17 protein-coding genes are annotated in these 14,631 nt (G+C 67.7%); 12 read left to right on the top strand and 5 right to left on the bottom strand.

Annotated features, from left to right (window positions below):
- The first annotated feature begins 141 nt into the window (after window positions 1-141).
- Window positions 142-1,578 (top strand): RNA polymerase factor sigma-54, encoded by a 1,437-nt coding sequence (locus BP05_RS06430; protein WP_496361655.1) that lies wholly within the window; start codon window positions 142-144, stop codon window positions 1,576-1,578.
- Here BP05_RS06430 and BP05_RS06435 read toward each other — a convergent pair.
- Window positions 1,552-1,773, bottom strand: coding sequence for a hypothetical protein (locus BP05_RS06435; RefSeq protein WP_496361657.1), 222 nt, complete (start codon window positions 1,771-1,773; stop codon window positions 1,552-1,554). The genes BP05_RS06430 and BP05_RS06435 overlap by 27 nt on opposite strands.
- Between BP05_RS06435 and hpf the strand changes: the two genes are divergently transcribed.
- The 7 genes from hpf (at window position 1,772) to mgtE (ending at window position 8,164) form a co-directional block, all read left to right on the top strand.
- Window positions 1,772-2,098, top strand: a complete 327-nt coding sequence (hpf, locus tag BP05_RS06440) for a ribosome hibernation-promoting factor, HPF/YfiA family (RefSeq protein WP_496361659.1) — start codon at window positions 1,772-1,774, stop codon at window positions 2,096-2,098. The genes BP05_RS06435 and hpf overlap by 2 nt on opposite strands.
- Window positions 2,099-2,256: 158 nt before the next feature.
- A complete protein-coding gene (gene hprK / locus BP05_RS06445; protein ID WP_496361661.1) occupies window positions 2,257-3,207 on the top strand; it encodes an HPr(Ser) kinase/phosphatase in 951 nt (316 codons plus the stop codon).
- Window positions 3,208-3,250: 43 nt separating this feature from the next.
- Complete coding sequence (gene rapZ / locus BP05_RS06450; RefSeq protein ID WP_496361663.1) at window positions 3,251-4,120, top strand: RNase adapter RapZ; 870 nt, start codon at window positions 3,251-3,253, stop codon at window positions 4,118-4,120.
- Window positions 4,121-4,196: 76 nt separating this feature from the next.
- Window positions 4,197-4,589: a PTS sugar transporter subunit IIA gene (locus tag BP05_RS06455; RefSeq protein WP_496361665.1), complete on the top strand. Its 393-nt coding sequence runs from the start codon at window positions 4,197-4,199 to the stop codon at window positions 4,587-4,589.
- A gap of 78 nt (window positions 4,590-4,667) precedes the next feature.
- Entirely contained in the window at window positions 4,668-4,937 is a 270-nt protein-coding gene (locus tag BP05_RS06460) for an HPr family phosphocarrier protein (RefSeq protein WP_496361667.1), read from the top strand.
- 10 nt (window positions 4,938-4,947) lie between these two features.
- On the top strand, window positions 4,948-6,672 hold the full coding sequence (ptsP, locus tag BP05_RS06465; RefSeq protein WP_496361669.1) for a phosphoenolpyruvate--protein phosphotransferase: 1,725 nt from the start codon (window positions 4,948-4,950) through the stop codon (window positions 6,670-6,672).
- Between the two features lie 130 nt (window positions 6,673-6,802).
- Window positions 6,803-8,164, top strand: a complete 1,362-nt coding sequence (mgtE, locus tag BP05_RS06470) for a magnesium transporter (RefSeq protein ID WP_496361671.1) — start codon at window positions 6,803-6,805, stop codon at window positions 8,162-8,164.
- Window positions 8,165-8,211: 47 nt separating this feature from the next.
- On the opposite strand, the gene BP05_RS06475 is transcribed toward mgtE, so the two are convergent.
- The 3 genes from BP05_RS06475 to BP05_RS06485 are packed head-to-tail and all read right to left on the bottom strand — an operon-like array spanning window position 8,212 to window position 10,176.
- Window positions 8,212-9,117 (bottom strand): aspartate carbamoyltransferase catalytic subunit, encoded by a 906-nt coding sequence (locus BP05_RS06475; RefSeq protein ID WP_496361673.1) that lies wholly within the window; start codon window positions 9,115-9,117, stop codon window positions 8,212-8,214.
- 34 nt (window positions 9,118-9,151) lie between these two features.
- Complete coding sequence (ruvX, locus tag BP05_RS06480) at window positions 9,152-9,613, bottom strand: Holliday junction resolvase RuvX (RefSeq protein WP_496361675.1); 462 nt, start codon at window positions 9,611-9,613, stop codon at window positions 9,152-9,154.
- Window positions 9,610-10,176 carry a YqgE/AlgH family protein gene (locus tag BP05_RS06485; RefSeq protein ID WP_496361677.1) on the bottom strand — a complete coding sequence of 189 codons (567 nt, stop codon included), beginning with the start codon at window positions 10,174-10,176 and terminating at the stop codon, window positions 9,610-9,612. Before BP05_RS06485 ends, ruvX begins: the two co-directional genes overlap by 4 nt.
- A gap of 97 nt (window positions 10,177-10,273) precedes the next feature.
- On the opposite strand from BP05_RS06485, the gene BP05_RS06490 reads away from it, so the two are divergent.
- From BP05_RS06490 to BP05_RS06505, 4 genes are all read left to right on the top strand, one after another.
- Window positions 10,274-11,992, top strand: a complete 1,719-nt coding sequence (locus tag BP05_RS06490) for a DUF8614 domain-containing protein (RefSeq protein WP_496361679.1) — start codon at window positions 10,274-10,276, stop codon at window positions 11,990-11,992.
- 1 nt (window position 11,993) lies between these two features.
- On the top strand, window positions 11,994-12,557 hold the full coding sequence (locus BP05_RS06495; RefSeq protein WP_496361681.1) for a DNA-3-methyladenine glycosylase I: 564 nt from the start codon (window positions 11,994-11,996) through the stop codon (window positions 12,555-12,557).
- Window positions 12,558-12,898: 341 nt separating this feature from the next.
- The gene (locus BP05_RS06500; RefSeq protein ID WP_496361683.1) at window positions 12,899-13,048 is read left to right on the top strand and encodes a hypothetical protein; all 150 of its coding nucleotides are present in this window, start codon (window positions 12,899-12,901) and stop codon (window positions 13,046-13,048) included.
- Window positions 13,049-13,159: 111 nt separating this feature from the next.
- On the top strand, window positions 13,160-13,405 hold the full coding sequence (locus tag BP05_RS06505; RefSeq protein ID WP_496361685.1) for a hypothetical protein: 246 nt from the start codon (window positions 13,160-13,162) through the stop codon (window positions 13,403-13,405).
- A gap of 65 nt (window positions 13,406-13,470) precedes the next feature.
- On the opposite strand, the gene BP05_RS06510 is transcribed toward BP05_RS06505, so the two are convergent.
- Window positions 13,471-14,601, bottom strand: a complete 1,131-nt coding sequence (locus BP05_RS06510; protein WP_496361687.1) for a PilT/PilU family type 4a pilus ATPase — start codon at window positions 14,599-14,601, stop codon at window positions 13,471-13,473.
- Between the last annotated feature and the right edge of the window lie 30 nt (window positions 14,602-14,631).

A 14,631-nucleotide genomic window follows, 5' to 3' on the forward strand; every position in this document is an offset into this window, starting at 1 on the left:
GTGTGATGCAGGTTCCGGAACACCCGTGCCGGCGCCACGCTACTGAACAGGCAGCATCGACGCCCCCCGCGTCGGCGTGCATGATGGTGTCGCTTCTGACGGACCGGCCGTCGGTCCCGCCAGATCCCGTTCGAATTCCTTATGAAGCCCCGCCTCCAGGCCACGCTCGGACAGCAACTGGTGATGACCCCGCAACTGCGGCAGGCCATCCGTCTGCTGCAGTTGTCCGCGACGGAGCTTGAGGTCGAGATCGCCGAAGCGGTGGAATGCAATCCGCTGCTGGACTGGACCGAATCGAGCATCGCCACCAATGGCGGCGACGGCGCCCAGGCCGATGGAGTCCATGACGGCGCCAAGGAAGACGGCTTCGAAACCGAAACGCTGGCGCCCGCGGATGTCGAATGGGGCCCCAGCGACGGCGAGGCGTGGTACGAGCGCACGGGGCCAGCCGACGCGGACGACGAAACGCCCGGCGCGGAACAGGTCGCCGAAGGCGAATCGCTGCAGGACCACCTGTTGTGGCAGTTGCACCTGAGCCCGCTTTCGCAGCGCGACCGCATGATCGCGGTGACGCTGATCGAGGCGATCGAGGACGACGGCTACCTGCGCGAGCCGCTCGAGGCCATCGCCGAGACCCTCGGTCCCGACTTCCATGCGCAGGCGGATGAGATCCTCACCGTGCTGCACCAGGTGCAGCGCTTTGATCCGGTCGGCGCCGGCGCACGCACTCTGGGCGAGTGCCTGCGCCTGCAACTGTCCACATTGCCCGACGACACGCCCGGCAAGGCGCTGGCGCACAAGCTCGCCAATGGGCCGCTCGAGCGCCTGCCCAAGGTGGGAACTGCCGGTATCGCCGCCGAGCTCAAGCTCGACGTCACCGAGGTCGAGACCGCGGTGCATCTGCTGCGATCGCTGGATCCCAAGCCGGGCCTGCAGGTCGGCAGCATCAGCAGCGATACCTATGTCGCGCCCGACGTTGTGATCTGGCGCCAGCATGGCCTGTGGCGGGTGGCGCTCGCCGACAGCATGCGGCCGCGCATCAGCATCCATCGCGGCTACGAGGGCATGATCCGCCACGCCAGCGCCGCCGACGCGCACTACCTGCGCGGCCACCTGCAGGAAGCTCGCTGGTTGCTCAAGAGCCTGGAAGCGCGCGGCGAGACCCTGCTCAAGGTGATGCGCTGCCTGCTGCAGCAGCAGGCAGCGTTCCTGGAATTCGGCGACAGCGCCCTGCGCCCGTTGACGCTGCGCGAAGTCGCCGCGGAAATCGGCCTGCACGAATCCACGGTTTCTCGCGCGGTGGCCCGCAAGTACGCGCGCACGCCGCGCGGAACGATCCCGCTGCGTTCGTTCTTCGCTTCCGGCATCGATACCGGCGCCGGCGGCGAGGCTTCCAGCACCGCCATCCAGGCCATGATCCGGCAGCTGATCGAAGCGGAAAACCCGCGCAAGCCGCTGTCGGATGCACGCCTGGCGGAAACGCTGAAGGCGACCGGGGTGCCGGTTGCCCGACGAACGGTCGCCAAGTACCGCGAAGCGATGAGCATTCCTTCATCGCAGGATCGCGTGCGCATCTAGACCGGTTTCACGATTCGCGCCGCCGTTTGTCGCACCGGCGAAAACACGCTTGAATCGGCCTTCCGGCATGCCTATGTTGGCTGGATAACGAAATCCTTCGGCCTTCTTGTTCCTGCCCTTACGTTGCATTGCCATTCGCGCGAAACAGGCGTTGAATGGGGTCACCCGTAGCCAGCGAGTAAGGAGGTCAAGCATGCGTATCGAAACCTATGGCCAGCAGATCGAGGTCACCACTGCGCTCCGGGACTACGTCGAATCCAAGATGGCACGGCTGAAACGTCATTTCGACCAACCCTTCGATGTCCGCACGCAATTGAGTTTGGACAAGCCCGATCACAAGGCCGAGGCGACCGTAACCTTCTCCGGCCGCGTGCTGCACGCCGATGCTGCAGCGATGGATATGTATGCCGCGATCGACCTGCTTGCCGACAAGCTCGATCGCCTCCTGATGAAGCACAAGGAAAAGATCGTGGACCACCATCGCGGCGAGAGCCTCGCCCGCAGCGGCGACTTCGCGTAACCGATCGGGCGAAACGTCCACGGACGAGCCGATCGATTTCGCCAGAATCAGCACGGGGGCGGATCCGCAAGGAACTGCCCCCGTTGCATTTCCGGGGCCGCTTCCGCATCCGCCGGCCCGTCCAGTTACCATTGGCCGGGGACACGCGGAGCGGCGGCATGAACCTGAGCATCAGCGCAGCGCAGCTTTTCGAACAACAACGCGACAAGCTCGGCCTGCGTTGGCTGGCGGGCGAACGCGTCGGTGGCCAGCGCGTGCTCGAAGCGGTGGACACCGTCGCGCGCCGCCCGTCGCTGGCCGGCTACCTCAACACCATCTATCCCAACAAGGTGCAGATCCTCGGCAGCGAGGAACTGGCCTGGCTCGATGCGCTCGATTCGCGGCTGCGTTGGGACACCATCGTCAAGCTGATCGACTTCAAGCCGCTGGCGCTGGTGATCAGCAAGAACCAGGCCTGCCCCGAGGACCTGCGCCGGCTCGCGGAGGAAAGCGACACGCCGCTGTGGGTGTCGCCGCGGCGCGGCCACGAGCTGCTGAACCACCTGCAATACCACCTCGCGCGCAAGCTCGCACCGCGCGTGACGCTGCACGGGGTGTTCATGGAGATCTATTCGATCGGCGTGCTGATCACGGGCGAGTCCGGCGCGGGCAAGAGCGAACTGGCGCTGGAGCTGGTGACCCGCGGTCACCGCCTGGTCGCCGACGACGCGCCGGAGTTCACGCAGATCGCACCCGACGTGCTCGACGGCGCCTGCCCGGACCTGCTCCAGGACCTGCTCGAGGTACGCGGCCTGGGCGTACTGAACGTGCGCCAGATGTTCGGCGACACGTCGGTGAAAAAGAACAAGTACCTGCGCCTGATCGTCCATCTCACCAAGCCGGCGCTGGAACCGCAGCCCGGTGGCATGGAACGCCTCACCGGCGACCTGGGCTCGCGCCGCGTGCTCGACCTCGACGTACCGATGATCACCCTGCCGGTCATGCCCGGGCGCAACCTCGCGGTGCTGACCGAGGCCGCTACCCGCACGCACATCCTGCGCGCCAAGGGCGTCGATCCCGCGGCCGCCTTCATGGCACGCCACAGCCACTTCCTCGAACGCGCGGAATGAGCGCACCCCCCCTTCCCTCGCCGCCACGACAACACGGGCCCACATGTCGACCGCTCCCACCTTGATCATCGTCAGCGGCATGTCCGGCTCCGGCAAATCGGTCGCGCTCAACACGCTCGAGGACCTCGACTTCTACTGCGTCGACAACCTCCCCGCGGAACTGTTGCCCCAGTTCGTCCAGAGCGTTACCGGCCAGAGCAATGCGCCGGAAAAGCTCGCGGTCGGCATCGACGTGCGCAATCGCCGCGACCTGGCCAACCTGCCCGAGTGGCTGGCCGCCGTCGGCAGCCTGGGCCTGGACCCGAAGCTGGTGTTCTTCGATGCGAGCGACGCGGTGCTGCTGAAGCGCTATGCCGACACGCGCCGCCGCCATCCGCTGAGCACGCTGGGCCTGCCGCTGGTGGACGCGATCGCGCTGGAGCGCCAGGTCCTGCGCCCGCTGCGGCAGATCGCCGACGCAGTCGTGGATACCAGCGACATGAACGTGCACAAGCTGCGCCGGCACGTCATCACCGAGTTCGGCATCGGCGGCGATGCGACCGTGTCGCTGCTGTTCGAATCCTTCGCCTACCGGCGCGGCGTGCCCAGCGACGCGGACTTCGTCCTCGACGCGCGCGCCCTGCCCAACCCGCACTGGGATCCGAGCCTGCGCCCGCTGTCCGGCCGCGACGCCGGCGTTCGCGAATACCTCGAGGCCGACCCCGACGTCGCGCTGTTCGTGCGCCAAGTCAGCGAGTTCCTGGACGTGTGGCTGCCCCGGCTGAAGTCGGAAGGTACGCGCAGCTACGTCACCGTCGCCTTCGGCTGCACCGGGGGCCGGCACCGCTCCGTGTACCTGGCCGAACGCCTGGCCGAACATGCACGGCAGAACGGCTGGGAGGAAGTCGCAGTGCACCATCGCGAGCTGGACTGAGCCGCTCCCATCGCCGCACCGCGGCCGTCCATCCGGACGCTTCCTGACTGTAACCCGGCTCTGTTAAGTTGCGGGCATGTCCGTCGGCGTCCTGCTCATCACCCATGAAGGCATCGGCTCGGCCATCCTGGCCGTGGCGACCCGCCTGTTGCGTACCTTGCCGCTGCGAACGGAAGTGCTGGAGGTGCCTTTCGACGGCGACCCCGACGAGCTGCTGCCGATCGCAAGCGCCGCGCTCCGGCGCGTGGACGGGGGCCAGGGCGTCCTGGTCCTGACCGACCTCTACGGCGCGACCCCGAGCAACCTGGCGGCCAAGGTCGCCCGATTGGGGACGCCGGTGCATCGCGTCTCGGCGCTGAGCCTGCCGATGCTGCTGCGGGTGATGAACTATGCGGAGCAGGAACTGGACGAGTTGCCCTCGGTGGCGTCCGCCGGTGCCCGCAACGGCGTGATCATCGACGAGGCATGAGGGCACCGGCACGGTCGACGCGCGACGGACGAACGCAATACGGACGGAACAAGAAGCACTGGATGAGGCCCTGAGACGATGATCGAACGTGAACTCACCGTCAGCAATCGCCTGGGCCTGCACGCACGCGCCACCGCCAAGCTGGTGCAACTGCTGTCGGCCTACCGGAGCACGACCACGCTCACGGCCAAGGGCCGCGAGGTCAATGCCAAGAGCATCATGGGGGTGATGCTGCTCGCCGCCGGGCAAGGCACGCAGGTAAAGCTGCGGGTCGAGGGCGAGGACGAAGCCGCGACCGCCGAGGCGGTGTGCGCGCTGTTCGACCGCCGCTTCGACGAAGACGCCTGAGGGCCGGCGCGTGCGGCAGGAGTTCAAGGGTCTGGGCGCATCGCGCGGTAGCGCGCTGGGCCGCGCCCGCGTGCGCCTGCCGCACGCCCTGGAAGTCGCCGAAGAGCACGTCGCCGAAGCGGAGGTCGAGGCCGAACGCGCCCGCCTGCAGCGGGCGATCGACACGGTCCGTTCGGAAATGCATGCCCTGCGCCAGCGCCTGCACGGCGCGCTGGCGCACGAGATCGGCGAATTCCTCGACCTGCACGCCCTGCTGCTCGACGATCCCGAACTGCTGCAGGGGCTGGACAGCCTGATCCGCACCGGCCGGTATACGGCCGACTACGCGCTGCGCCTGCAACGCGACCGCATCGCCGCGGTGTTCGCCGGGATGGATGATCCCTATTTGCGCAGCCGCATCGACGACATCGACCAGGTCGTCGGCCGCATCCACGCCGCGCTGCACAGCCGCGAGAACGGCGCCGAAGGCGTTGCCGGCGAAATCCTGATCACCGACAACGTCGCGCCCGCCGAACTCGCGCAACTGCAGGCGCAGGGCGTGGTTGCGATCGTGACCGCCGCGGGCAGCGCGCTGTCGCACAGCGCGATCCTGGCGCGCAGCCTGCACCTGCCCCTGGTCGTGGGCGTGCCCGGCGCGCTGCTCAAGATCAACGACGGCGATGCCCTCGTCGTCGATGGCGGCAGTGGCCTGGTCGTCGTGGAGCCAGCCCCGCAGGACCTGCGCGCTCACCGCACGCGCGAGCGCGAGTACATCCGCGAGCGGAAGGAACTGCACCGCCTGCGCCGCGAACCCACGCGCACCGTCGACGGCGCCGACATCAAGCTCTACGCGAACGCGGAGTCCCGGGAAGACGTGGCCGAGGCGCACGCGCTGGGCGCGACCGGGATCGGCCTGTACCGCACCGAGTTCCTGTTCCTGCAGCGCCGCGAACTGCCGGACGAGGAAGAGCAGTTCCGTGCCTATCGCGACGTCGTCCTCGGCATGAGCGGCCGCCCGGTCACCATCCGCACGCTGGACCTGGGGGCCGACAAGGCCGATCGCACCGGCCTGGTGCTGCGCGACGAGCCCAACCCGGCGCTGGGCCTGCGCGGCGTCCGCCTGTCGCTGGCACGGATGCCGCTGCTGGAGACCCAACTGCGCGCGCTGCTGCGCGCCTCGGGCTACGGGCCGTTGCGCATCCTCGTGCCGATGGTGAGTTCACGCGAGGAGATCAGGGAGGTGCGCGCGCAGCTCAAGCGCATCGCCCGCGACCTGCGCACGCAGGGCCACGAGATCGCCGACCACGTGCCGCTGGGGGCAATGATCGAAGTGCCCGCCGCGGCGATCGCATTGCCCGGCTTCATCGGCAACGTCGACTTCCTCTCCATCGGTACCAACGACCTGGTGCAGTACCTGCTCGCGGCCGACCGCAACAACGAAGCCCTCGCCGACCTGTACACGCCCCTGCACCCGGCGGTGCTGCGGTTGCTGCGCGACGTCATCCGCCTGGCGCGCCTGCGCCAGAAGCCGATCGCGGTGTGCGGCGAAATGGCTGGCGATCCGCTGTATGCCCCGCTGCTGCTCGCGTTGGGCCTCACCGAGTTCAGCCTGCATCCGAACACGCTGCTCGAACTGCGCCGGGTGATCCGCGGTTGCGACCTGACTGCGCTGCGCAAACGCCTGCCACTGCTGATGCGCGCGCGCGACCGCATGGGCATCGAGTCCTGGGTCGAGTCGCATCGTCCCGCCGACTAGATCGGGCATCCGGGCCGGGCCGGGGTGGGCAGCGTCGGCCCGCATCGTCATAATGGGTGCATGAACGCCCCGCTCTGATCAGCGCACCTCGTCGCGCCCTCGTGGCCCGACCTCGCCATTGGAAGTACGCATGGCCGAAGCCGTCCGCCACGACAAGACCGCGCGCCAGCTGCGCCTGCTTTCGGACGCGCTCGACTCCGGCCGCCTGGGCCCGGTGCGCCGGCTGGTCAACACGCTGTCGCCGGCCGAGATCGGCAACCTGCTCGAATCCCTGCCGCCCGCCAAGCGCACCGTGGTCTGGGGCCTGGTCGATGCCGAGGACGACGGCGAGGTGCTGGTCCACGTCGGCGACGAGGTGCGCGAGAGCCTGCTCGCGGAGATGGACCCGGACGAAATCGTCGCCGCGGTCGAGGACCTCGACATCGACGACCTTGCCGACCTGGTCGAGGACCTCCCGGATACGGTCATCGATGAAGTCCTCAAATCGATGGACCGCGAGAACCGCGAGCGCCTGGAGCAGGTGCTGTCCTACGACGAGGACACCGCCGGCCGCCTGATGAACCCCGACGTGGTGACGGTACGCGCCGACACCACGGTCGACGTCGTGCTGCGCTACCTGCGCCTGCGCGGCGAGCTGCCCGAACACACCGACCACCTCTACGTCGTCAGCCGCCGCCACCAGTACCTCGGCCGCATCGCGCTGCAGGCGCTGCTCACGCACGAGGCCAACACGCCCATCAACCAGCTGGTCGACGACGAGCAGCCGGCGATCGGCGTGGAAGAGTCGGCGGACGAAGTCGCGCGGCAATTCTCGGACCACGACTGGATCTCGGCGCCGGTCGTCGACGAGAACAACATCCTGCTCGGCCGCATCACCATCGACGACGTGGTCGACATCATCCGCAGCCAGGCCGAACACCAGGCCCTGGGCGCGGCGGGCCTGGACGAGGACGAGGACCTGTTCTCGCCGGTGCCGCGCGCGACCAGGCGCCGGCTGCTGTGGCTGGGGATCAACCTCGCCACGGCATTCCTCGCCGCCAGCGTGGTGGGTCAGTTCCAGAACACCATCTCGCACATCGTCGCGCTGGCCGTGCTGATGCCGATCGTCGCCGGCATGGGCGGCAACGCCGGCACCCAGGTGCTGGCGCTGGTGATCCGCGGCCTCGCCCTGGGCCAGGTGGGCGCCGCGAACGTGCGCGTGCTGATCTGGAAGGAAATCCGGGTCGCCCTGCTCAACGGTCTCGCGCTGGGCATCATCCTGGGCGTCATCGTGTTCCTCTGGTTCCGCGAATGGCCGCTTGCGCTCGTCATCGCGAGCGCGTTGACGATCAACCTGCTGTCCGCCGCGCTGGCGGGCGTGCTCGTGCCGATGACGCTCAAGCGCATGGGCTTCGATCCCGCCCTGGCCGGAGGCGTGATCCTCACCACCGTCACGGATGTGATGGGCTTCCTCGCCTTCCTCGGGCTGGCGACGCTGATCCTGCTGCGCTGACCACGCAGTTCACGCACGCGCGCGTGCGCCGATCCCGGTAGCCCGCGCTATCCGGCCAGCAGCCGTTCCAGCACCGCCATACGCACCGAGACGCCATTGGCGACCTGCCGCAGCACGCGCGACTGCGGGCCATCGGCAACTTCGTCGGTGATCTCGACGCCGCGGTTCATCGGGCCGGGGTGCATGACGATGGCGTCGGCCGCGGCACGGCGCAGCCGCGCGGCGGTCAGGCCGTAATCGCGGTGGTAGTCGTCGAGCGAGGCGATCAGGCCGTCCTCCATGCGCTCGCGCTGGATGCGCAGCATCATCACCGCGTCCACGCCGTCGAGCGCCGCGTCGAAATCGGCCGTGACGTGGCAGCCGTGCAGCGTGCCCTCATCCGGCAACAACGAGGCGGGCCCGCACACACGGATCTCGCCTGCACCCAGCGTGCGCAGCGCGTGCAGGTCGGAACGGGCGACCCGCGAGTGCTTCACGTCGCCCACGATGAGGACCTTGAGCCGGGAAAAGTCCCTGCCCTTCGCCTGCCGCAACGTGAGCATGTCGAGCAGCCCCTGGGTCGGATGCGCGCTGCGGCCGTCGCCGGCATTCAACAGCGCAACCCCCGGATTGGCGGCCGCGGCCAGCGCGGCCACCGCGCCGTCGGCCTTGTGCCGGACGATGAAGCCGCGTACGCCCATCGCCTCGATGGTCTTGAAGGTGTCGAGGTCGGTTTCGCCCTTGGTGGTCGACGAGCTCGACGCGTCGAAACCAAGCACGTGCGCACCCAGTCGCTGCGCCGCCAACTGGAAGCTCAAGCGCGTGCGCGTCGACGGCTCGAAGAACAGCGTGCACACGGCGATCCCCGACAACGCCTGCGGCGCCTGCGCGCCTTCGGCGAACGCCTGGGCGCGATCCAGCAGGGTTTCCACGTCGGCGCGCGGCAGGTTGTCCAGCGTCAGCAGGTGCTTCATTGCGTGCATTCGGATGAAGGTGGGAGGCGTGCCGTCAGCCGGCGGGAATTTCGGTCGCGTCCTGCGGCGCGGCAAGCCAGCGCTCGACGATCACGGCGGCCGCGACCGCATCCAGCGCTTCGGCGTCGCGACGCCGCTTGCGGCCTTCGGCGCGTTCGCCGGCGAAACGTTGCGCGGCTTCGATCGAACTGGCGCGCTCGTCCACGAGAACCACCGGCTTCTTGAAGCGCGTGGCGAGCTCACGGGCGAAGCGATGCGCGCGCACCCGCGCCGGCTGGTCGCCACCCTCGAGTGTCATCGGGTCGCCGACGATGAATCCGTCCGGCCGCCACTCCCGGCACAGGCGCTCGATCGACGGCCAGTCCGGCCCATGGGCATGCACGTCGATCACCGCCAACGCCCGCGCGCCGGAGCCGAATGCGCTGCCGACGGCTACACCGATCCGACGTGCGCCGACGTCGAAGCCGAGCACGGTGCCGTCGCTGCGGATGCTCATGCGTGCCCGGCGTAATCGGCCAGGTGCGCGAAGTCGACGCCGATGCGCCCCGCCGCCGCGACCCAGCGGGATTCCAGCGGCAGCGCGAACAGCAGTTCCGCGTCGGCGGGCGCGGTCAACCAGTCGTTCTCGGTGAGCTCGTGTTCGAGCTGGCCCGAACCCCAACCGGCGCAACCCAGCGCCACCAGGGCGTGGTCCGGGCCCTCGCCGCGCGCCATCGCCTCGAGGATGTCGCGCGAGGTGGTCAGGAACAGCGTGTCGGTGATGGCCAGCGTCGAATCCCAGCGCGGACCACCGTCGTGGAGGACGAAACCGCGCTCCGGGTGCACCGGTCCGCCGGCCAGCACCGGCTGGGCGCGCAGGGACTCGGTGCCGCCCTCGACGCCCATCTGCCCCAACACCTCGCCCAGCGTGTATTCGGAGCGCCGGTTGACCACGATCCCCATCGCGCCGTCGTCGTCGTGCTGGCAGATCAGCGCGACGCTACGCGAGAAATTCGTTTCCGCCAGCGCCGGCAACGCGATCAGCAGCTGGTTGGTCAGGGGCTCGGGCATCACGGGCATGAGGGACATTCTAGCGCGCAGGCCGGTGTGCGCCAGCTGACGGGATGGTTGGCACAGGGCGTAGGATGCGTCTTTCCGCCCCTTATCGCGCATCGCCATGACCGCATCGAATCTCCGCCCGCTCGTCCTCGGCTGCCTCGTCGCGCTGTCCGGTCTTTCACTGACGCTGGTCGCCTGCAAGCCGCAACCCGCGCAGGACGCCACGCCGTCCGCCGCGGCATCCAAGCCCGCCGCAGCGTCTTACGCGCAGGCCCACGCCGGTGACTATGCCGTGGTGCCGCTCAAGGCCGACCTCTCGCACCTGGACGAGAACACCCGCCGCATGGTCGCCAAGCTCGTGCAGGCCGCGGACATCATGAACGAGCTGGCGTGGCGGCAGAGCTGGGACGGCGATCGCGCGGCGTTGCTGGCGCAGGCCCCCGACGACGCCACGCGCGAGCTGGTCAGCATCAACTTCGGCCCCTGGGATCGCCTGAACGAGGACACGCCCTTCATCGACGGCATCAAGCCGCGCCCCCCCGGCGGCCCGTTCTACCCGATCGACATGAGCAAGGAGGAGTTCGAGTCCGCCGATCTCCCGGACAAGAAGTCCAACTACACCCTGCTTCGCCGCGATGCCGCCGGCAAGCTGATCACGGTGCCCTATCACGTCGAATACAAGGCGGAGCTCGAGCGCACCGCGGCACTGCTGCGGGAAGCGGCGGAACTCAGCGGCGACAAGAGCTTCGCCGACTACCTGCGCATGCGCGCCGACGCGTTGCTGAGCGACGACTTCCGGCCCAGCGACATGGCCTGGATGGACATGAAGACCAATCCGGTCGACGTCGTCATCGGCCCCATCGAGACCTACGAGGACCAGCTGTTCGGTTACAAGGCCGCGTACGAAGGCCTGGTGCTGGTGAAGGACACGGAATGGAGCAAGAAGCTCGCCCGCTATGCCGGCTTCCTGCCGGAACTGCAGCGCGGCCTGCCGGTGGAGGCGAAGTACAAGGCCGAGAAGCCGGGCGCCAAGGCCGACCTCAACGCCTACGAAGCCGTGTACTACGCAGGCGACGCCAACGTCGGCGCCAAGACCATCGCCATCAACCTGCCCAACGACGAGGAAGTGCAGCTGGCCAAGGGCACGCGGCGCCTGCAGCTGGAAAACGTCATGAAGGCGAAGTTCGACGCCATCCTAATGCCCATCGCGAAGCAACTGATCGCGGAAGACCAGCTCCAGCACGTCACCTTCGACGCATTCTTCGAGGACACGATGTTCCATGAAGTCGCCCACGGCCTTGGCATCAAGAAGACTCTGGATGGCAAGGGCACGGTCGACGAGGCGCTGAAGGATTATTCGTCCAGCTTCGAGGAAGGCAAGGCCGACATCCTCGGCCTGTACATGATCGACGCGCTCAGCAACAAGGGCGAGATGGACAAGGCCAAGATCATGGACAGCTACGTGACCTTCCTCGCCGGCATCCTGCGATCGGTGCGATTCGGCGCGGCCGATGCGCACGGCAAGGCGAACATGCTGCGCTTCAACTACTTCGCCGACGCCGGCGCGTTCAGCCGCGATGCCAACGGCCGCTACCGCGTGGACTTCGACAAGATGCGCGCGGCGATGAACTCGCTCAGCGCCAAGCTCCTCACCGTGCAGGGCGATGGCGACTACGCCGAGGCCAAGCGCATGACCGACACCCTGGGCGTGATCAAGCCGGAACTCGCCGCGGACCTGGCGAAGCTGAAGGACGCGAAGATCCCGGTCGACGTGCGCTTCGAACAGGGCCTGGACGTGCTGGGGCTGTCCCAGTACGCGACGCCCGCCACGAAGTGACATGTCGGGGTATTGCGATTTCGCGCGGGGCCATCCGCTGCATGGCCCCTACCACGACACCGAGTACGGATTCCCCAGCCGCGACGAGGCGGTGCTGTTCGAGCGGCTGGTGCTGGAGATCAACCAGGCCGGGCTGAGCTGGGAGACGATGCTGCGCAAGCGCGCTGGCTTCCGCCGCGCGTATGCCGGCTTTGACGTCGACACGGTGGCGGCCTACGGCGAGCTCGATCGCGCGCGGCTGCTCGCCGACGTCGGCATCGTCCGCAACCGGCTAAAGGTGGATGCGGCGATCCACAACGCACAGGTGATCCAGCGCCTGCGTGAGTCCCATGGCAGTTTCTCCGGCTGGCTGGATGCTCACGTGATGGAAGGCGATGCCGCACGCGACAAGACCGGCTGGGTCAAGCTGTTCAAGCAGACCTTCCGCTTCACCGGCGGCGAGATCACCAACGAATTCCTGATGAGCCTGGGCTACCTGCCCGGCACGCACCGCGCGGACTGCCCGGTGTTTGCCACCATCGCGGCACTGGAACCGGCCTGGCGCCACGCGGACCGGTACCGCTGACACCCGCTAGAACCTCGCCAGCCCACGCCGCGCCCGGCACATGGACAAGAAGCCGTGTCCTGGGACGTCGGTTGTCGCGACGGCTTCCCGCAGTCGACCAATGCGCATTCGCGAGCGTCGTGCACGTGGCCCGGCATCGGATTCAGCGAACGCACGCTTGATCGCCAGGGCTCATGCCGGATTCGCCCCTCTCGGACGAAGCCGCGCGCTCGACGAAGCGAAGTCGACGCATTGCGAGCGGCTACGCCGCCAACGAGATCCGCGCGGCCTGAATCCGCGTCGCACGCGCCAGCGTCACGGCGGATGTGCTTGCATGGGCGTGCAAACCGGAGGAATCGCCAATGATCCGCAAGCTCCAGTCCGGCGAATATCGGCTGTACTCGCGCAAACCCAATCCCCGCACCGGCAAGCGCAGGAACCTCGGCACCTTCCGCTCGCGCGCCGCCGCAGAGAAGCACGAGCGCGAAGTCCAGTACTTCAAGCGGCATTAGCGGTGGCGTGCGGGGCCGTGGCTGGCCCGTGATCTCCACGCAGGCTTCACGCAGGCAAGACGGATGTGCGGCCAGGATGCAGGTGCCGGCCGCCAACACAAGGAGTTGCACATGGGCGCTTCCAGTGCGGGCAAATTTTCCTTCAAGCGGCGCGACGAGCTCGACGCCCTCATCGACGGTTTCGAACAGGACCTGTCGGTTCGGCTCGACGAACTGGTCTCGTACTGCAACGGCTACGCCAACACCATCCTGTCGGTGACGGGCGCGGACGACGACCAGTACGTGTGCAACCGCATCAACACGATCCTCCAGGAGCGCGGCATGCCGTTCGACGCCCTGGAATCGCACGAAAGCTGAGGCCATGCCAAAAAAGAAAGCCGGGGAATCCCCGGCTTTTCTTTTGTTCCTGGCAAGCGCGGGCGCTATCGCACTTCCGCGACTTCCACGCCGTCCAGCCCCTGCGACAGGGTCCTGGCGTCGCCGCCTTGGGCCAGCTTGATGCGCAGGCGCACTTCGTTCTGCGAGTCGGCGTAGCGCAGCGCGTCTTCGTAGGATATCTCGCCGGCCTGGTACAACTCGAACAGGCTCTGGTCGAAGGTCTTCATGCCCAGCTGCACGGACTCCTTCATCACTTCCTTCAGCTTGTGGATCTCGCCATCGCGGATGTAGTCCTGCACCAGCGGCGTGCCGAGCAGGATCTCCATCGCCACGCGTCGCCCCTTGCCGTCCGGGGTCGGGATCAGCTGCTGCGCCACCACGCCCTTGAGGTTCAGCGAAAGGTCCATCAGCAGCTGGCCGCGGCGGTCTTCCGGGAAGAAGTTGATGATGCGGTCCATCGCCTGGTTGGCGTTGTTGGCGTGCAGCGTGCACAGCACCAGGTGGCCGGTTTCGGCGAAGGCGATCGCGTGGTCCATGCCCTCGCGGGTGCGCACCTCGCCGATCATGATCACGTCCGGCGCCTGGCGCAGCGTGTTCTTGAGCGCCGCATCCCACGTGTCGGTATCGATGCCGACCTCACGCTGGGTGATGATGCAGCCTTCGTGCTTGTGCACGAACTCGATCGGATCCTCGATCGTGATGATGTGGCCGGTCGAGTTCATGTTGCGGTAGCCGATCATCGCCGCCAGCGAGGTCGACTTACCGGTACCGGTGGCGCCGACGAAGATGATGATGCCGCGCTTGGTCATCGCCAGCGTCTTGATGACTGGCGGCAGGTTCAGCTCTTCGACGGTCGGGATCTTGGTCTCGATGCGACGCAGGACCATCCCGACCTGGTTGCGCTGGTAGAAGCACGACACGCGGAAGCGGCCGACCCCGGTCACGCCGATCGCGAAGTTGCACTCGTGCGTCTTCTCGAACTCCTCGCGCTGCTGCGGCGTCATCACGTTGAGGACGAGGTCGCGGCTCTGCTGCGGGGTGAGCGGGTTCTGCGTGATCGGCGAGATCTTGCCGTGGACCTTCATCGACGGCGGCATGCCAGCCGTGATGAACAGGTCCGACGCCTTCTGGTGCGCCATCAGCTTGAGGAAGGAGGTGAAGTCGATGGTGCTCATGGTTAACTCCGTGCGAAGGTGGTCCGCGCT

This window comes from Lysobacter oryzae DSM 21044 (assembly GCF_059568595.1).